Origin of the sequence: Brevundimonas sp. GCM10030266, assembly GCF_042666595.1 — a bacterium.
Taxonomy (GTDB): domain Bacteria; phylum Pseudomonadota; class Alphaproteobacteria; order Caulobacterales; family Caulobacteraceae; genus Brevundimonas.
Map to the genome: position 1 here is coordinate 952,710 of NZ_JBHTCY010000001.1, position 16,825 is coordinate 969,534.

At 67.5% G+C, this 16,825-nt stretch carries 16 protein-coding genes and 1 tRNA gene; 13 read left to right on the top strand and 4 right to left on the bottom strand.

Annotation, left to right across the window (positions count from 1 at the left end; genetic code table 11):
• Positions 1-130 precede the first annotated feature (130 nt).
• The 6 genes from ACFQQC_RS05035 to ACFQQC_RS05060 all read left to right on the top strand — a co-directional run bounded on the left by ACFQQC_RS05035 (position 131) and on the right by ACFQQC_RS05060 (position 4,009).
• Positions 131-835, top strand: a complete 705-nt coding sequence (locus ACFQQC_RS05035; RefSeq protein WP_331045618.1) for a response regulator transcription factor — start codon at positions 131-133, stop codon at positions 833-835.
• A complete protein-coding gene (locus tag ACFQQC_RS05040) occupies positions 804-2,438 on the top strand; it encodes a sensor histidine kinase (protein WP_376860283.1) in 1,635 nt (544 codons plus the stop codon). Before ACFQQC_RS05035 ends, ACFQQC_RS05040 begins: the two co-directional genes overlap by 32 nt.
• Positions 2,435-2,860 carry an HPr kinase/phosphorylase gene (locus tag ACFQQC_RS05045; protein WP_376860285.1) on the top strand — a complete coding sequence of 142 codons (426 nt, stop codon included), beginning with the start codon at positions 2,435-2,437 and terminating at the stop codon, positions 2,858-2,860. The genes ACFQQC_RS05040 and ACFQQC_RS05045 overlap by 4 nt, the downstream gene beginning before the upstream one ends.
• An 89-nt stretch (positions 2,861-2,949) precedes the next feature.
• Entirely contained in the window at positions 2,950-3,354 is a 405-nt protein-coding gene (locus ACFQQC_RS05050) for a PTS sugar transporter subunit IIA (RefSeq protein WP_376860287.1), read from the top strand.
• Positions 3,351-3,629, top strand: a complete 279-nt coding sequence (locus ACFQQC_RS05055) for an HPr family phosphocarrier protein (protein WP_376860289.1) — start codon at positions 3,351-3,353, stop codon at positions 3,627-3,629. The genes ACFQQC_RS05050 and ACFQQC_RS05055 overlap by 4 nt, the downstream gene beginning before the upstream one ends.
• Positions 3,626-4,009, top strand: coding sequence for a hypothetical protein (locus ACFQQC_RS05060; RefSeq protein ID WP_376860291.1), 384 nt, complete (start codon positions 3,626-3,628; stop codon positions 4,007-4,009). The genes ACFQQC_RS05055 and ACFQQC_RS05060 overlap by 4 nt, the downstream gene beginning before the upstream one ends.
• On the opposite strand, the gene ACFQQC_RS05065 is transcribed toward ACFQQC_RS05060, so the two are convergent.
• Both ACFQQC_RS05065 and ACFQQC_RS05070 read right to left on the bottom strand, forming a co-directional pair.
• Entirely contained in the window at positions 4,006-4,965 is a 960-nt protein-coding gene (locus ACFQQC_RS05065) for a rhodanese-related sulfurtransferase (RefSeq protein WP_376860293.1), read from the bottom strand. The genes ACFQQC_RS05060 and ACFQQC_RS05065 overlap by 4 nt on opposite strands.
• 68 nt (positions 4,966-5,033) lie before the next feature.
• Positions 5,034-5,109 (bottom strand) — tRNA-Ala (locus tag ACFQQC_RS05070).
• Positions 5,110-5,280: 171 nt separating this feature from the next.
• On the opposite strand from ACFQQC_RS05070, the gene ACFQQC_RS05075 reads away from it, so the two are divergent.
• From ACFQQC_RS05075 to hisS, 5 genes are all read left to right on the top strand, one after another.
• On the top strand, positions 5,281-5,598 hold the full coding sequence (locus tag ACFQQC_RS05075) for a YggT family protein (RefSeq protein WP_376860295.1): 318 nt from the start codon (positions 5,281-5,283) through the stop codon (positions 5,596-5,598).
• Between the two features lie 139 nt (positions 5,599-5,737).
• The gene (locus tag ACFQQC_RS05080) at positions 5,738-6,616 is read left to right on the top strand and encodes a 3-hydroxybutyryl-CoA dehydrogenase (RefSeq protein WP_376860297.1); all 879 of its coding nucleotides are present in this window, start codon (positions 5,738-5,740) and stop codon (positions 6,614-6,616) included.
• Positions 6,613-7,182 carry a phthalate transporter gene (locus ACFQQC_RS05085; RefSeq protein ID WP_376860299.1) on the top strand — a complete coding sequence of 190 codons (570 nt, stop codon included), beginning with the start codon at positions 6,613-6,615 and terminating at the stop codon, positions 7,180-7,182. Before ACFQQC_RS05080 ends, ACFQQC_RS05085 begins: the two co-directional genes overlap by 4 nt.
• Before the next feature lie 74 nt (positions 7,183-7,256).
• Positions 7,257-8,489, top strand: a complete 1,233-nt coding sequence (locus tag ACFQQC_RS05090; RefSeq protein ID WP_376860301.1) for a DUF418 domain-containing protein — start codon at positions 7,257-7,259, stop codon at positions 8,487-8,489.
• A 93-nt stretch (positions 8,490-8,582) separates the two neighbouring features.
• Positions 8,583-10,061 (top strand): histidine--tRNA ligase, encoded by a 1,479-nt coding sequence (gene hisS / locus ACFQQC_RS05095; RefSeq protein WP_376860303.1) that lies wholly within the window; start codon positions 8,583-8,585, stop codon positions 10,059-10,061.
• 491 nt (positions 10,062-10,552) lie between these two features.
• Here hisS and ACFQQC_RS05100 read toward each other — a convergent pair whose 3' ends face one another.
• Positions 10,553-12,685, bottom strand: a complete 2,133-nt coding sequence (locus ACFQQC_RS05100; protein ID WP_376860305.1) for a M13 family metallopeptidase — start codon at positions 12,683-12,685, stop codon at positions 10,553-10,555.
• A 157-nt stretch (positions 12,686-12,842) separates the two neighbouring features.
• On the opposite strand from ACFQQC_RS05100, the gene ACFQQC_RS05105 reads away from it, so the two are divergent.
• Positions 12,843-14,702, top strand: a complete 1,860-nt coding sequence (locus ACFQQC_RS05105; protein ID WP_376860307.1) for a cation:proton antiporter — start codon at positions 12,843-12,845, stop codon at positions 14,700-14,702.
• 195 nt (positions 14,703-14,897) lie between these two features.
• The gene (locus ACFQQC_RS05110) at positions 14,898-15,563 is read left to right on the top strand and encodes a TetR family transcriptional regulator (RefSeq protein ID WP_376860309.1); all 666 of its coding nucleotides are present in this window, start codon (positions 14,898-14,900) and stop codon (positions 15,561-15,563) included.
• Positions 15,564-15,686: 123 nt separating this feature from the next.
• Here the strand turns inward: ACFQQC_RS05110 and ACFQQC_RS05115 are convergent, their stop codons facing one another.
• The gene (locus ACFQQC_RS05115) at positions 15,687-16,805 is read right to left on the bottom strand and encodes a Rieske 2Fe-2S domain-containing protein (protein ID WP_376860311.1); all 1,119 of its coding nucleotides are present in this window, start codon (positions 16,803-16,805) and stop codon (positions 15,687-15,689) included.
• Between the last annotated feature and the right edge of the window lie 20 nt (positions 16,806-16,825).

A 16,825-nucleotide genomic window follows, 5' to 3' on the forward strand; every position in this document is an offset into this window, starting at 1 on the left:
AGCGGGTTTCATTGCGGATTTGTACGGCGCAGCCCATGTTTTGCGCCGTAATCTAACCGCGATGCCGTAGAACGGTTACGCTTGCCGTGCGTTGATGGCGCGGACGACGAGACTGCAAGGAGACGCCGACTTGGCCAATATCACCCTGGTGGACGACGACGAGAACATCGTGGCGTCGGTTTCGCTGGCGCTCGAGAGCCACGGCCACAAGATCACGGCCTATCACGACGGGGCCTCGGGCCTCGAGGCGCTGGAGAACACGCCGCCGGATCTGGCGATCCTGGACGTGAAGATGCCGCGCATGGACGGGATGGAGGTGCTGCGCCGCCTGCGTCAGACCTCGCAGATCCCGGTTATCATGCTGACCTCGAAGGACGAGGAGATCGACGAGATCCTCGGCTTCAACCTCGGCGCCGACGACTACATCCACAAGCCGTTCAGCCAGCGTCTGCTGATCGAGCGGGTGAAGGCCCTGCTGCGCCGGACCGGCGCGGATGGCGGCGAGCCCGAGCCGAGCGCCGAGAACTCCAACAAGGCCATCAAGCGCGGCAAGCTGACCATGGATCCGGCCCGTCACGAGAGCACCTGGGACGGCCGTCCGGTGAAGCTGACGGTCACCGAGTTCCTGCTGTTGCAGGCCCTGGCCCAGCGCCCGGGCTTCGTGAAGAGCCGCGACAACCTGATGGACGCTGCCTACGACGATCAGGTCTATGTCGATGACCGCACCATCGACAGCCACGTGAAGCGCATGCGCAAGAAGTTCCGGGTCGTCGATCCCGAGTTCGACGCGATCGAGACCTTGTATGGCGTCGGATACCGTTACCGCGAAAGCTGATCCGGCCTCGGCCCGGGATGAGCGTCCCCGTCGGACCAAGCGGTTCGGCGGGTCGCGGCTTGGCGGGCTGATCCTTGCGCTGAACCTGCTCAGTCTTCTGATCCTGTTCGTCGGGGCGCTGGCCCTGAACGAATGGCAGCGGGGGCTGATCGAGGCTCGTCAGGAAACCCTGAAGGCGCAGGCGGAGATGCTGGTGCGCGTGCTGGGCGAGCCCCAGATCGGCGTCACCCGTGGTTCGCCGACCCCCTATCTCGACTCGATCGAGGCCAGCCGCTGGCTTCGCGACAACTTCATCCCGGAAGGCCAGCGGGCCCGCCTGTTCGACGTCGACGGCATTCCCGTCGCCGACAGTTTCGAGGTGACCGAGGCCATTCCCGGCGAGCCCCTGCCCGCGGCCCGTCCGGCGGGCACGCCCGAGATCACGCCAAACCCCAAGGCCATCGCCGGCAAGGCCCGTCAGCTGGAGGACGCCCGTCTGGCCCTCGCCGCCGAGGTCGAGGGCGCGCTGGAAGGCCAGGCCCAGGCCCAGGTCCGCACCAATGAGATGGGCGACCGTGTGGTGTCCGTCTCCCTGCCGGTCCGCCACGTCCAGCAGGTGCTGGGCGTACTGACGCTCGAGGCGGGCGACGTTGACGAGACCGTGGGCGCCCAGCGCCGCGCCCTGATGCCGTTCGCCCTCGTGGCGCTGGCGGTGAACCTGCTGGGTTCGCTGCTGCTGCACCTGTTCGTGGCCCGGCCGGTGATGCGTCTGTCGGCGGCCGCCGACGAGGTGCGCCTGCAACGCGCCCGCGCCATCTCCCTGCCCGATCTGGAAGGCCGCAAGGACGAGATCGGCGATCTGGCCCGGTCGCTGGAATCCATGACCGAAACCCTGTCGGCCCGGATGGACGCCATCGAGGCCTTCGCCGCCGACGTCAGCCACGAGATCAAAAACCCCCTGACCTCCATCCGCTCGGCCCTGGAAACCCTCCCGCTGGTCAAGACCGAGGCGCAGCGCGAGAAGCTGACCGCCCTGCTGCAACAGGATGTGCGCCGTCTGGACCGCCTGATCACCGACATCTCCAACGCCTCGCGTCTGGATGCGGAGCTGAACCGGGATCGCCCGCGCGTGGTCGATCTGACCGTCCTGCTGTCCGATATCGTCAGTGTCTATGAGGCGGGCCGCAAGCCGGGCGAGGCGAAGGTGGTGTTCACGCCCCCGGAAGGCGACCACGCCTTCATCGTTGGTCGCGACGGGCCGCTGGGGCAGGTCTTCCGCAACCTGATCGACAACGCCCGTTCGTTCAGCCCCGCCGACGGCGAGGTCCGCCTGACCCTGCTGCGCGACGAGATCGACGAGCGGTCGATCCACGTCCGGGTCGAGGACGATGGGCCGGGCATTCCGGCCGAGAATCTGGAGACGGTGTTCGAGCGCTTCTACACCTCGCGTCCGCGCGGCACGGCCTTCGGCGCCAACTCGGGTCTGGGCCTGTCCATCGTGCGGCAGATCGTCGAGGCGCACGGCGGCACGGTGCGGGCCGAGAACCGTCCGGGTGAGGATGGCCCCGCCGGCGCCCGCTTCGAGGTGGCCCTGCCCGCCGCGCCGACGAACCGCCGTCCGTGACGAATCCCATCCATGTCACCGTGGTCGCCCGGTGTGGATCGGGCGGTCGCTGGCGCGGTGTCGCGATCTTCGGCCCCTCCGGCGCGGGAAAGAGTGATCTGGCGCTGCGTCTGATCGCCCGCGACTGGCGGCTGGTGGCGGATGACTACGCCTGGCTGTTCGCGTCGGGCGGCCGGCTGTTCGCCCGTGCGCCGGATACGATCCGTGGGCGGATCGAGGCGCGTGGCGTTGGGATTCTAAAAGTTTCATCGGTGGACCTGACGCCGGTGGCGCTGGCGGTCGAGCTGACGACAGACGGGGTCGAGCGCCTGCCGGAACCGGAAAAGCGTGAGGTGTCGGGCGTGTCCCTGCCGCTACTCCGATTGGATCCTCGTGAGGTTTCGGCGGGTGAAAAGGTCGCGGCGGCCCTCGCCCGGCTTTAACCCGGCGCAGAGTTGGGCTATTCCGCGCGGCTTGCGGTCAGCTCAGGGAGCGACCGGAACGCGGGGGCGAAAGTCTTGGTGAAGCCTTCATGATCGGGCTGGTGATCGTCACCCACGGGGGCCTGGCCTCCGAATTCCTGTCGGCGATGGAGCATGTCGTGGGCCCGCAGCGCGGGGTCGCGGCCATCTGCATCGGCCCCGAGGACGACATGGAACGCCGTCGGCGCGACATCGTCGACGCCGCGCGCGCGGTCGATGACGGCGAGGGCGTCATCCTGCTGACCGACATGTTCGGCGGCACGCCATCCAATCTGGCCATCTCGGTGATGGAGGAGACCCACGCCGAGGTCATCGCCGGCCTGAACCTGCCGATGCTGATCAAGCTGGCCAGCGTGCGCGGGCGCGAACCGCTGGACGCCTGCGTGGCTCATGCCCAGGACGCCGGCCGCAAATACATCTCCGTGGCCAGCTGGGTGCTGCAGGGCGAGAAATGACAGACACCGTCGCCGCCACCGTGGGCATCTGCAACCAGCGTGGCCTGCACGCCCGCGCCTCCGCCAAATTCGTCAAGCTGGCCTCCAGCTTCGAGAGCGAGGTGCGCGTCACCCGTGACGGCGTGACCGTCAACGCCCTGTCGATCATGGGCCTGCTGATGCTGGGCGCCGGCAACGGCTGCGACGTCCATATCGAGGCCGAAGGCCCCGACGCCACCGAAGCCATCGAAGCCCTGTCCGATCTGGTGAACCGCAAGTTCGACGAAGACCAGTGAACGCCCCGGCGTTCAAGGTCCGGATTGTTCGCGCGCCCGCAGGCGAGGCGCCGGAGTGGGTGCGCGAGGCCTGGGTGGGTCTGGAACTGCCGCTGGCCTGCCTGACGGAAGTTTCGGTCGAGACCGGGGGCGTGCTGAGCGGACCGACGCATCGCTGGGGCTGGTGGTGGAAGCGGCTCACCGGCCGGACCGAGCGCACGACCGGCTGGGTGGTGGATTCGGCCCGCGCGATCGCGCTGCTGTCCCGCACACGGCCGGACGCGGCGGACTGGTGGCGCACCCACGCGCCGCGCTTCACCCAGTCAGACTCGCAGTTCGTGTTCGATTCTCCGGCGTGCGAACCGTCGCCGGAGCCCATCGCCAACGCGCCTTGGGGCTAGTCCTCGGTCGTTGAGGGTCGTAGCAGGGTCTGGCCCACATGCGCCACGCCGCGGGTCTCCGCGATCTGCATCTGCCGCGCCCGCTCACGGGCCCCGGCCTTCTGGGTCTCCGAACGGGTCTCGTGGCAGCGCTCGCAGCTGACGCCCTCGACATAGTGCGGTGACGCTCGCCCCTCGGGGCTGACCGGCATCCGACAGCCCCGGCACAGGGAGTGGGTCCCTTCGGACAGACCATGGCCGACCGCGACCCGCTCGTCGAAGACGAAACACTCGCCGCGCCACAGGCTTTCGGGCTCGGGCACGGTTTCCAGATACTTCAGGATACCGCCTTCCAGATGGAAGACGTCCTCGATCCCCTCGGCCTTCAGGAAGGCCGTCGACTTCTCGCAGCGGATGCCGCCGGTGCAGTACATGGCGACCCTGGGCGGGTTCGGCCGGTCAAGGAGCGCGCGCCCCTCGGTGCGGAACCACTCCGGGAAGTCGCGGAAGCTGCGGGTGTTGGGCTGGATCGCACCCTCGAAGGCCCCGACGGCGCCTTCGTAGTCATTGCGGGTGTCGATCACGATGGTGTCGGGATCGGCGATCAGGGCGTTCCAGTCTGCCGGCGAAACATAGGTTCCGGCATTGGACGTCGGGTCCAGGTCCGGCTCGCCCATGGTCACGATCTCGGCCTTCAGCCGCACCTTCATCCGGTAGAAGGGCATGGCGTCGGCTTCGGCGAACTTGACCTCCAGCGTCGCGAACCCCGGCAGGGCGCGGATGCCGTCCAACACCCGGTCGATCGCCCTGGGCGGTCCGGCGATGGTGCCGTTCAGACCTTCATGCGCGACCAGCAGGATCCCCCGCACATCCGGCTCGCACAGATCGCGCAGGCGCATCTGTACGGCCTCGCGGTCGTCAATACGCGCGAAGCGGTACAGGGCGGCGATACGGATGGGAGGGGAGGTTGCCGTCATGACCTGATCCGGACCCCGGTCCGTCCTGCCTTTCCTTCCATCCTGCGAAGCGCCTGAGCGCGGGAGGATGGTGGAGCCGAGGGGAGTCGAACCCCTGACCTCGTCATTGCGAACGACGCGCTCTACCAACTGAGCTACGGCCCCCCTAACCCGACGGGATCGTCAGGCGCAGGCGAGCCGGCGACATACGAGCGGCGGGCCGGTGGTGTCAACCGGTCGCACGCCTTCACGGCGCCCCGACGCCGGAAATGTTGGCGGTCGGGCTCCTGTGCCGCTAGAAGCGCGGATCAACTTTCGGCTGGAGCGTCTCGCGGCATGGCGGCGATCATCGAGTTTCTGTTCTTCATCATCGGCTCGCTGCTGAACCTGTTCCTGATCGCCCTGATCGTGAACGCGGTGCTCAGCTGGCTGCTGGCCTTCGACGTGATCAACTACCGCAACCGGTTCGTCGCCTCGCTGGCGGATGCGCTGGACCGGATCGTCGGGCCGGTGCTGGCGCCGCTGCGCCAGGTCATTCCATCGCTGGGCGGCATCGACATCACCCCGATCATCGCCTGGATCATCATCTCGGGCATCCAGCGTTTCCTGCTGCCGGCCTCCAAGGCCGCGCTGCTGAGCATCGTGCCCTACTGACGGCATGACCCGCGGCGAGGCGCGGAGGTCACGCCCGGCTGTCTTGACGGTTTACGGGTCGTTCCGCGCTTGCACCGTTCGGCGACCGTCCTAAGGTGCCCGCCCACGGGGCCGCTGGCCTGAGAGACGACCGGACTACATGACCACGATCAAGACAGTCGCCATCATCGGCGCCGGCCAGATGGGCGCAGGGATCGCCCAGACGGTGGCTGCGGGCGGCTATGACGTGAAACTCCATGACGCCGCGGGCGATCGTGTGCCTCAGGCCCTGGGCGCGATCGCCGCCAGCCTGTCCCGCCAGATCGGGCGCGGCCTGATGACCCAGGCCGAGGCTGACGCGGCCCTGTCGCGCATCTCCGCCGCGACCTCGCTCGCGGAAGCCGCCAAGGCCGATCTCGTCATCGAGGCCGCCGTCGAGGACGAGACGGTCAAGAAGGCCATCCTGCTGGAACTGGTCCCGCATCTGGGCGCGCACACCCTGCTGGCGTCGAACACCTCGTCGATCTCGATCACCCGTCTGGCCTCGACCACGGACCGCCCCGAGCGGTTCATCGGCCTGCATTTCATGAAGCCGGCTCCGGTGATGAAGCTGGTCGAGATCATTCGCGGCATCGCCACCTCGGCCGAGACTTACGAGACCGCCGTCGCCTTCGCCGAGTCGCTGGGCAAGACGACCACCAATTCGGAAGACTTCCCCGCCTTCATCGTGAACCGCATCCTGGTCCCGATGGTCAATGAGGCGATCTACACCCTGTACGAAGGGGTCGGGAACGTCGCCTCGATCGATAAGGCGCTGAAGCTGGGCGCCAACCATCCGATGGGGCCGCTGGAGCTGGCGGACTTCATGGGGCTGGACGTCGTCCTGGCCATCATGAACGTGCTCTACGACGGTCTGGCCGACAGCAAATATCGCCCCTGCCCGCTGCTGGTGAAGTATGTCGAGGCGGGCTGGCTGGGTCGCAAGTCGGGCCGCGGCTTCTATGACTATTCCGGCGAAACCCCGGTGCCGACCCGATGATCTCGCGTCTGGACAAGCCCGAAACCTTCCCCGGACAGCAGCGAGTGGCCTGGCGGCGCGAGCCGCAGCGCGTGGTGCTGGCCGTGCTGGCCGCCGTGCTGTGGCCGCCGCTGTGGATCACCCTGGCGATCTGGCCGCCGCATAACTGGATGCCGGGCCTGGAGATGGACTGGCGTCTGCAGGTGGGCCTTCTGGGCCTGATCGGTATTCCGGCCATCCTGTGGCTGCTGGCGCGCGAGCGGCAGAAGGGCGGTCGTCCGGCGACCCGTCTGGGCGTGGTCTGGCGCTTCATGTTCTACGGCGGCCTGCTGGCCGTCGCGCTCGCCGCCCTGTTCGCCATCTGGCAGGTGGTCCTGCAGTGGATGAACGCCGCCAATTTCGGCGAAGGGATCGGCAGCAGCGAGACGACCCTGCTGATTTACGGCGTCGGCGGCATGCCGCTGGCGGTGGTGATCGGCGTCGGTTACGCCCTGTGGGCCGGTCTGTGCGTGGCCTTCATCCTGTTCACGCCCCAGCCCGAGGTGCGGGATCGACTGGGTGTCATGGGCCGCGACACCGTAGCCTGAAACCTTACCGGAAATTGGTTTGACGCCGCCGGTGCGGGCGGCGACGGTTCGCCCGACCTCGGGGGAGCCAGACCATGACCGCTGCTGACGCCGTACCGACCGCTCGCCCCGGGCCTGTCGCCGTCAAGGACCGGATCTTCACCCTCGACATGCTGCGGGGCTGGGCGATCCTGGGCATCCTCGGCGTCAACGCCATGGCCTTCGCCTGGCCCATGGCGCTGGAGGCGGACCCGACCCTGACCGCGCCCTGGCCCCACGACCACGCCAACGTTGTCGGGGAGTGGGTCAAGGACGTCTTCTTCCAGGACAAGTTCCGCTCGCTCTTTTCCATGCTGTTCGGGGTGTCGATCTTCCTGATCGGCGGCCAGCGCTTCGACGAGGCGCGCAGTCCGTTTCTGCTGCGCCGTCTGATGTGGCTGGGCCTGTTCGGCCTGATCCATGGATTCGCCCTGTGGTTCGGCGATATCCTGCTGCACTACGCCTATACCGGCCTGCTGGTGATGATCGCGCGGTCGTGGTCGGCCAGACGACTGATCTGGACGGGGGCGGCGCTGAACGCCGTCTTCGCCCTGCTGTCGGCGGTGTCCGCGCTGGCCATGGCCTTCATGCCTGCCGAGGCGCAGGCGGGCGGCGACAATCCCTTCGCCACCACCCCCGAACAACTGACGGCGATCATTCAGGCCTATCAGGCCGGCTGGCCGGGCGCCCAGATCGAGAACCTGAAGGCGGCGGTCTTCCTGCAATTGATGAGCCTGACCCTGGTTCCGATCACCGCCGGACTGATGTTGCTCGGGCTGGGGCTGTTCAAGGCGGGCTTTCTGTCCGGGCGGTCGCCGACCTGGGTCTATCTGCTCATGCTGGTGATCGGCGGCGCCAATCTGGCGGCCTTCGCCTGGTACGACTGGCAGCTCTATTCGGCGGCGCCGGGCAGCCCCGATCCGACCAACGGCATGGCCGGCGTCATGGGCAGTTTCGCGCCGCTGATCACCCTGGCCTATGTCAGCCTGCTGATCCTGATGACCCGGTTCGGCCTGAAGGCGGTGACGGGGATCTTCGCGCCGGTGGGGCGGATGGCCTTCACCAACTACCTGACCCAGACCCTGATCATGGCCACCTTGTTCTACATGCCGTGGGGACCGCACTGGTTCGGGACGATGGGGCCGGGCCAGCTGTGGCTGGTCATCGCCGGCGTCTGGGCGGTGCAGTTGATCTGGTCGCCGCTGTGGCTGTCCCGGTTCAGCATGGGGCCGCTGGAGTGGCTGTGGCGCTGTCTGACCTACGGTCGGTGGGTGCCGCTCAGAACCTAGGTTCCAGGTTTCAGGGATCAGGTTCTGGGGAAGGGGGGGCTGGATTTGCCCTGACATCTGGAACCACAAACCCAGTCCCTCTACAGAGCAGGCATGACCGACAATGTTCCCGCCCGCCCCGAAGCCCGCAACCCCCGTGGGTTCGCCGACCGCCGTGGTCGCGATCTCGTCGCCGAGCGCCGTCTCGTGCGGCGGGTGTCGGAGGTCTATGAGCGCTGGGGCTTCGAGCCGCTGGAGACGCCGGCGTTCGAATATGTCGACGCCCTGGGCAAGTTCCTGCCCGACACCGACCGTCCCAACGAGGGCGTGCTGGCGCTGCAGGACGACGACGATCAGTGGATGGCCCTGCGCTATGACCTGACCGCGCCCCTTGCCCGGTTCGCGGCCCAGAACTGGGAGACCCTGCCCAAGCCGTTCCGCCGCTATGCCTTCGGCCCTGTGTGGCGCAACGAGAAGCCGGGGCCGGGCCGCTTCCGCGAGTTCGTCCAGTGCGACGCCGACACCGTGGGTTCGGATCGTCCCGAGGCCGACGCCGAGATCATCGCCATGGCCTGCGAGGGCCTGCAGGCGGCCGGTCTGGCGCCGGGGCAGGCGGTCATCCGCGTCTCGAACCGCAAGCTGTTCGACGGCCTGTTCGAGGCGGGCGGGATCACCGATCCGGGCCAGAAGCTGACCGCCCTGCGCGCCATCGACAAGTTTGATCGCCTCGGCTGGGAGGGCGTCTCGGCCCTGCTGGGCGAGGGCCGTCTGGACGAGTCCGGCGACTACACCAAGGGCGCTCAATTGCCGCTGGGCGTGGCCGCGACCATCGAGGCCTTCCTCGCCTCGGCGGGCGACGCGGCCCTCAGCCGTGCGGAGACGCTGGAAGCCGTGGCCCGCGCGGGCGGGCTCGGCTCCGTAGGTGAAGCCGCGCTGGAAGAACTGGCCGCCATCGACCGGGCGCTGAACGCGATGAAGGTCAGCCAGGACGCCGTCCGCTTCGATCCGACCATCGTGCGCGGGCTGGAGTATTATACCGGCGCCGTGTTCGAGGCCGAACTGCTGCTGGAGACGACAGACGAGAAGGGGCGCGCCGTGCGCTTCGGCTCCATCGGCGGCGGCGGTCGTTACGACGATCTGGTGGCCCGCTTCACCGGCGAACGCCTGCCGGCCACGGGCTTCTCCTTCGGCGTCTCGCGGCTGGCCTCGGCCCTGCGCGCGGCCGGGCGGGGCGATGAGGATTCCGTTCGGGGGCCGGTTGTGGTGATCGTCTTCTCGGAAGCCGACATGCAGCACTACCTCGATGCGGTGTCCGAGCTGCGCAACGCCGGGATCGCCGCGGAACTGTATCTCGGCAAGGCCGGGATGAAGGCCCAGATGAAGTACGCCGACCGCCGCGGCGCGCCCGCCGCCATCATCCTGGGTGGGGACGAAATCGCCGCCGGGACGGTGACGATCAAGGACCTCGACGCCGGTCGCGCGGCCGCCGCCGGGGTGGCCGACAACGAGGCCTGGAAGGCCGAGCGGCCGGGCCAGCAGGTGGTCTCTCGCGGTGAACTTGTGGCCACGGTTCGGGGTATCATTGGTCACTGACGCACAGCTGCGTGAGTTATCGCTGATAACAAAGGAAAAATCCCTGACGTCGGCAGGGTCTTCATTGACTTGCGACGGGAATTGTCGTCTTTCTGACGTACTCGGGAAGCGCAGCGTTTCGACGCAGCTGCAGCCCGGAGGCGTTTCGGGGAGGAAACGTCCGCTCGACAAGAGCGAAAGAAAGCCCGCCGCGATGTATCCCCCGCGGCGGGCTTTTTTATTGTTCATTTTTCTGGCGCTAACGCTCGGCTCGCGGAGCCTCGCTGCTTGAGCGCGGCTTCTGGCGCGGCCATCCGCAGCGGCGCTGGCGGCTTAAGCGCGCTCGCGATCACCGCCGTCTGACGATCAGCCGGCGCAAAGCGCCAGGCCGCGTCGGGTCGACCCGAAGGGCGGCGCGTAGCAGTCAGAAGGCGGAGCCTTCTGATCGCGGCCCACAAAAAAGGGCCGGAGCGTCGCCGCCCCGGCCCTCGTTCATTGCTTGTGCGATCCGCTTACCAGATGCGGACGCGCTCTTCCGGCGCCAGGTAGTATTTGGTCCCCGGCTGGACGCCGAAGGCTTCGTACCAGGCGTCGACGTTGCGCAGCGGGCCGATGACGCGGAACTCCGCCGGGCTGTGCGAGTCGGTGTCGATCTGCTGACGCAGGGCGGCGTCGCGGTATTTCGACTGCCAGACCTGGGCCCAGCCGAAGAAGAAGCGCTGGTCGCCGGTCGTGCCGTCCAGCACCGGAGCGGGCTGGCCGTTTAGCGACAGGTGATAGGCTTCCAGACCCACGGCCACGCCGGCGGCGTCGCCGATGTTCTCGCCCATGGTCAGGCCCGGGCGAACGCGGAAGCCCGGGATCGGCTCGAACTCGCCGTACTGGGCGCCGAGGCGGCCGGTAAGGGCTTCGAAGCGCGCGCGGTCGGCGGTGGTCCACCAGCTGCGCAGCACGCCGTCGCCGTCCGACTTGGAGCCCTGGTCGTCGAAGCCGTGACCGATCTCGTGGCCGATGACGCCGCCGATGCCGCCGTAATTCACGGCGGGGTCCGCGTCCGGATCGAAGAAGGGCGCCTGCAGGATGGCGGCCGGGAAGACGATCTCGTTATTGGCCGAGTTGTAGTAGGCGTTCACGGTCTGCGGGGTCATGCCCCACTCGTCCTTGTCGACCGGATCATTCAGGCGGTTCAGCTGGTACTGCCACTGGAAGAGGCCCGCGCGTTCGGCGTTGCCGAACAGGTCATCGGGACGGATCTCCAGCGCCGAGTAATCGCGCCACTTGTCCGGGTAGCCGATCTTGACGGTGAATTTGCGCAGCTTCTCCTCGGCCGCCGCCTTCGTCTCGGCGCTCATCCAGGTGTAGTTGCGGATGCGGTTGGCCAGGGCGATGCGCAGGTTGGCGACCAGCTCTTCCATCTTCGCCTTGGATTCGGCCGGGAAGTATTCGGCGACGTACTGGCGACCGACGGCCTCACCCAGCATGCCTTCGGCGAAGCTGATGCCACGCTTGTCACGCGGACGCTGGGCCAGTTGGCCCTGCATTTCGCGCGACCGGAACTCCCACTGGGCGTCCGAGAAGCGCTGCGACAGGCGACCGGCGGCGTCATCGACCGTGTGGAAGGCCTGCCAGGCCTGGATCACCTCGATCGGGGTCTCGCGATAGACGCGCACGATCTTCGGCAGGGCGGTGTCCTGACGGACGATCAGACGCGGCACTTCGCCGACGCCGATCGCGTTGTAGTAATCCTGCCAGGGGAAGCCGCGGGCCTCCGATGCGAGGCGACGGATGGTGTACTCGTTGTAGGTTTCGTCGCGGTTCCGGTTCTGCTCGAGCGTCCAGTGCGCTTCGGCGATGCGGGTCTCGAACTCGACCACCTCGGCGGCGGTGCTGAACGGCTTGTCCCAGCCCGCCATCGCCAGCATGCGGCCGACGTAGGTGATGTAGAGCTGCTTCTTCTCGGCCCAGCGGGCTTCCAGATAGTAGTCGCGGTTCGGCAGGCCGAGGCCCGACTGACCGCTGGCGACCACATACCGGGTCGGGTGCTTCTGATCGATCGTGATGCCGGTGCTGAAGATCGAGCCGCCGATCTGTCCCTGCATCCGGCCCATGTAGACCGCCATCTTGTCGTGGGTGTCGGCGCCGCGGATCGCCGTCAGGAAGGGCGCCAGCGGCTGGGCGTCGAGCGCCTCGATCCGGGCGACGTCCATGTAGGAACGGTAGGCGTCGGCGATCTTGCGCTCATCGGATCCGGGGGCCAGGTCGTTGCGGGCCACCAGGGCGTCGATCATCGCCTTGACGCGATTGTCCGACAGTTCGCGCAGCAGGTTGAAGGAGCCGTAGGAGCTGCGATCCGACGGGATCTGCAGGCGGTCGATCGCGGCGCCATTGGCATAGCGGAAGAAGTTGTCGCCCGGGTTCACCGTGGTGTCGCGACCCGCGAGATCGAAGCCCCACGTGCCGTAGCGCGGGGCGACCGTACCCTGATAGCCCTCGACCGCGCCGCCGGCCTGCGGCGGGGTCTGGAACAGTTCGAAGACCGTGCAGGCCTCGTCGATGCAGGCGTGGTCATGGTCGTGGTCCTGCGCCTGGGCGACGGCGGGCAGGAGCAGCGCGCCGAGGGCGGCGCCGATAAGCAGCTTCTTCATTAGCGGGGGTCCGGACTTCTCTTCACCAATCTGGAAGGGTCGGCGCGGACCCTACGCCTGCGGGGAAGGGTGTCGCCTGAATTTTTTGTCATGAAGCGACGGAATCCCGTACAGGGCGGCGTTTCAGCCTGTAGGCTGAACCCTCGGGGGACGGGTGATGGCGACTCACGGCAGCGGCGGTGAATACAAGGATCTGCTGGTCTTCCTGGCGGCGGCCGGGGTGGTCGTGCCGCTGTTCAACCGGCTGAAGATCAGTCCGGTCCTGGGCTTTCTGGCGGCGGGCGTGCTGCTGGGGCCGGACGGGCTGGCGCGGTTCGCTGACGCTGTGCCCTGGCTGGGCGTGCTGACGATCTCGGACGCCAACCAGATCCGCTCCCTGTCCGAGCTGGGCGTCGCCTTCCTGCTGTTCATGATCGGGCTGGAGCTGTCGTGGGAGCGACTGAAGGCCATGCGCCGGATGGTGTTCGGCCTGGGGCTGACCCAGGTCGTGGTCTGCACCGTCGGTCTCGCCTCCGTGTTCATGCTGATGGGCCAGCCGCTGGTGTCTGCGGCGGTGCTGGGGATGGGGCTGGCGCTGTCCTCCACGGCCGTGGTCATGCCGGTGATGGCCGAGCGAGGCCGGCTGGGCGGCGCGGCCGGGCGCACGACCTTCTCTGTCCTGCTGGCCCAGGATCTGGCGGTGGCGCCCATCCTGATCACCGTGACCGTGCTGGCCGCCCTGGCGCAGGGCGAGGCCGCCAACGGCGGCCAGTTCGATCCCGCGGTGCTGGGGCCGGCCCTGTTCACCCTCGTGCCGGCGGCGATCGGGCTGGGGCTTCTGGTGGTGCTGGGGCGGCTGGTCCTGCGTCCACTGTTCCGCTCTGTCGCGAAGACCCAGGCCGAGGGACGGGGGCAGGAGATGTTCGTCGCCGCCTGCCTGCTGGTCGTGGTGGGGGCGGGGCTGGCCGCGCAGGCCGCCGGCCTGTCGATGAGCCTCGGCGCGCTGGTCGCGGGCCTGCTGCTGGCCGAGACCGAGTTCCGGCGCGCCGTCGAGGTGTCTATCGAGCCGTTCAAGGGCCTGCTGCTGGGCGTCTTCTTCGTCGGCGTCGGCATCGGGCTGGATCTCGACGCGGTGGCGGCGGACCCGGTGGCGGTGTTCGGGCTGGCGCTGCTGCTGACCCTGTTCAAGGCCGCGCTGATCTATGGCGTGGCGCGCCTGTGGGGCGTCAGGAACCGGACCGCCATCGAGACTGCCCTTGTACTGGGACCGGCGGGTGAGTTCGCCTTCGTCATTCTGGGGGCGGGTTTGGTCGAGGGGATCGCCTCGCCCGGGTTCACCGGCACAGTCATGCTGGCGGCGACGATAAGTATATTTACTGTTCCGGCGATGGCGATGTTTGCGGATCGACTTGCGAGACGGGTCGAGGCAACTCAACCGGAACTTCCGCCGGAGGCGATGGCGATCCCGTCCATAGACGGGCAGGTGCTGATCGTCGGCTTCGGTCGGGTCGGTCGGCTGGTAGGGGAATTGTTGGCCGAACACGGACAGAAATTCATCGCCGTCGACGCCAACGCCTCGACGGTCTCCATGGGCCGGGCCGAGGGCTCGAATGTCTTCTACGGCGATGCAGGTAACACGGAAATGTTACAGCGTTGTGGGATCGGAAAGGCCCGCGCCATGGTGGTTACAATGGATTCTCCCGCAAAGGTTGACGACGTGGTGTCGGCCGCGCGGTCCCTGCGACCCGACCTGATCCTCATCGCCCGCGCCCGGGATTCGAAACACGCGGAAAGGTTGTATAGGCTGGGTGTAACAGACGCTGTCCCCGAGACGACGGAGGCCAGCCTGCAACTCGCTGAAAACACTCTGGTTGATCTTGGAGTGCCCATGGGACGGGTTCTGGCGTCGATCCACGAGCGCCGGGACCGTTTCAGAAAACTGTTTCAGGAAGCTATGCCGGACAGTAAAGGGGAACGCCTCCCCCGGGCGCTCAGGTCAACGAACCGGCGAGCAGGGACGACGGATCAGAAAAGCTGAGCCGTTAACCCAGCAACTATCGCCGCCATTAACCTGTGCACCCAAATTTGGTCATGGTTGCGTGATGACTGCCCACCTTCGCCGGACCATTGGTCGGGCAAAGGGGCGCGCCTCCCGTGTCCTGCCTCCTGCCTTTGTGGCGTTCCTTTCGTGCCGGCGGTCCTCCCCGCTGCTTAAGTCGAGTAACCGTTCTTCATGCGAGATATCGCCCTGAGCTCCGCCCAGACTGCTTCTGACGTCGAGGCTGAAACCCCCCGCCTGAACCGCCGCCAGGCCGCCAAGGTCCGGACCCGCCAGAAGGTCCTGGACGCCGCCCGCACCCTCTTCGCCGAGCGCGGCTACGAGCCAGCCACCATCCGGGACATCGCCAAGGGCGCCGGAATGTCGACGGGCGCCGTCTTCGCCAACTTCCAGGACAAGGCCGAACTGTTCGAAGCCGTGCTGGCCGAAGACATGGGCCGTCTGGCCGACTCGCTGAAGAGCGCTGTCGCCGCCGAGAATTCGGTTCGTGGCCGTCTGCTGGCCGCCCTGAGCGGCGCCTATGCCGCCCAGCTCGAGCACCTGCCGCTGGTCCAGGCCGTTGTGTCGCGCTCGTGGTTCCAGCCGGTCGCCGCCGAGATGCGCAGCCGCGCCGCCCTGCGCCCGGTCACCGGCATCGTCGCCGACATCCTGCAAACCGCTGTCTCGGAAGGCGAACTGAGCAAGGACGCCGACGCCCAGCTGCTGGGCGAGCTGGTCTATGGCGCCTACGTCTCCAACTATCGCCGCGCGGCCTATGACGGCTGGGGCATCGAGCAGCTGACCGCCCAGATCGGCAAGCAGATCGACGTGATCCTGGCCGGCGCACTGTCGCGCCAGTAAGCGCGGCGTCAGGCTGAAAGATCAAAGGCCGCGGTGCGAACCGCGGCCTTTTCTTTTTTCGATCCCGCTTCGCGCTCAAGCAGAGAGCGACCGCGTCGCGAGCGATAGCGCTCAAAAAGAGCTTCAGCTCTTCCAGCGCAGGGTCGCGGGTTTGACCGGGTTCTGGAACGGGCGACCTTCCGCGCGGCTCTTCGTCCATTCGCGCTTCAGCTGCTGATACCATTTGGCCTGTTTGTCGGCGTCGTCGATCCAGATCAGGGCCGGGTCGTAGCGCAGGCCCTCGTTCTGCAGGTTCACCATGCCGCCGTCCTGCTTGAGGAAGGCGACCACGCCCATCCGCAGGAAGGGTTTGGCGATGGCGAACACCCAGTGGTCGGACCAGAAGATCTGGGTGATCCGCGTCCTGGTCTCGGTCACGGGGGTCAGGCAGGTCAGGGCCAGCACCTGCTTCGGACCGACCTGGATATGCTCCCAGCGATAGCCGGGCAGGCGGAAGGTGATCTCGGTCGCCGGAGCCCCGCCTAGGATCTTGTAGGCGCGGCTGTTGGACGACGGCGCGTGGCGGACCATGGAGAAGCCCAACTCGCGCGGCTCGAAGGCCTTGGCCTTCTCGTGCATCGAATGCTCGGAACGCCACCACCATTGCTGATGGACGAAGGGGCCGTGGGCGGGGTCCATCAGGCCGACGACCGCGTGGTCGATATGGCTGTCGAAATCCATCCACTCGACCAGTTTCGCCTCGCCGTCCGCGCCGGGGAAGAGGGGCGGTTCGTGGTCGGGCTCGCCGCCGAAGCGGGGATCGCTGCTGATCCAGACGAAGACCATCCCCTGGCTCTCGCGCACGGGATAGGCGCGCACCTTGATCCGGTCGGCCTCGAAGGCCTGATCCTCGACCAGCGAGGGGATGTTGGCGCAGACGCCGTCCGGCCGGAACCGCCAGCCGTGATAGGGGCACTCGACCGTCTCGCCCTCGCCCGGCCGGTTGACCACCCGCCCGGCGGACAGGGGCGCGGCGCGGTGGGGGCAGATGTCGCGCATGGCGAAGACCTTGCCCGCCTTCGTCCGGCCGATCAGCACGGGCTCGCCCAGAAGCTCATGGCGCTTCAGCGACTCCGGCTTCACGTCGCGCGACAGGGCGACGAAATACCAGGTGTCCAGCACGAAGCCCTTGCCAAAGGCGGTCGGCGGCGACTTGGCCTCAGGCGTATTGGGGGAAACCGGAGCGGGATCGGCGAGAGTCATGCGCCCTCTTTAGCGCCGCC

Coding starts and splice junctions, on each gene's coding strand:
- ACFQQC_RS05115 (WP_376860311.1), bottom strand. CDS start 16,805: ATGACTCTCGCCGATCCCGCTCCGGTTTCCCCCAATACGCCTGAGGCC.
- ACFQQC_RS05075 (WP_376860295.1), top strand. CDS start 5,281: ATGGCGGCGATCATCGAGTTTCTGTTCTTCATCATCGGCTCGCTGCTG.
- ACFQQC_RS05050 (WP_376860287.1), top strand. CDS start 2,950: ATGATCGGGCTGGTGATCGTCACCCACGGGGGCCTGGCCTCCGAATTC.
- ACFQQC_RS05100 (WP_376860305.1), bottom strand. CDS start 12,685: ATGAAGAAGCTGCTTATCGGCGCCGCCCTCGGCGCGCTGCTCCTGCCC.
- ACFQQC_RS05110 (WP_376860309.1), top strand. CDS start 14,898: ATGCGAGATATCGCCCTGAGCTCCGCCCAGACTGCTTCTGACGTCGAG.
- ACFQQC_RS05055 (WP_376860289.1), top strand. CDS start 3,351: ATGACAGACACCGTCGCCGCCACCGTGGGCATCTGCAACCAGCGTGGC.
- ACFQQC_RS05105 (WP_376860307.1), top strand. CDS start 12,843: ATGGCGACTCACGGCAGCGGCGGTGAATACAAGGATCTGCTGGTCTTC.
- ACFQQC_RS05080 (WP_376860297.1), top strand. CDS start 5,738: ATGACCACGATCAAGACAGTCGCCATCATCGGCGCCGGCCAGATGGGC.
- hisS (WP_376860303.1), top strand. CDS start 8,583: ATGACCGACAATGTTCCCGCCCGCCCCGAAGCCCGCAACCCCCGTGGG.
- ACFQQC_RS05065 (WP_376860293.1), bottom strand. CDS start 4,965: ATGACGGCAACCTCCCCTCCCATCCGTATCGCCGCCCTGTACCGCTTC.
- ACFQQC_RS05085 (WP_376860299.1), top strand. CDS start 6,613: ATGATCTCGCGTCTGGACAAGCCCGAAACCTTCCCCGGACAGCAGCGA.
- ACFQQC_RS05040 (WP_376860283.1), top strand. CDS start 804: ATGGCGTCGGATACCGTTACCGCGAAAGCTGATCCGGCCTCGGCCCGG.
- ACFQQC_RS05090 (WP_376860301.1), top strand. CDS start 7,257: ATGACCGCTGCTGACGCCGTACCGACCGCTCGCCCCGGGCCTGTCGCC.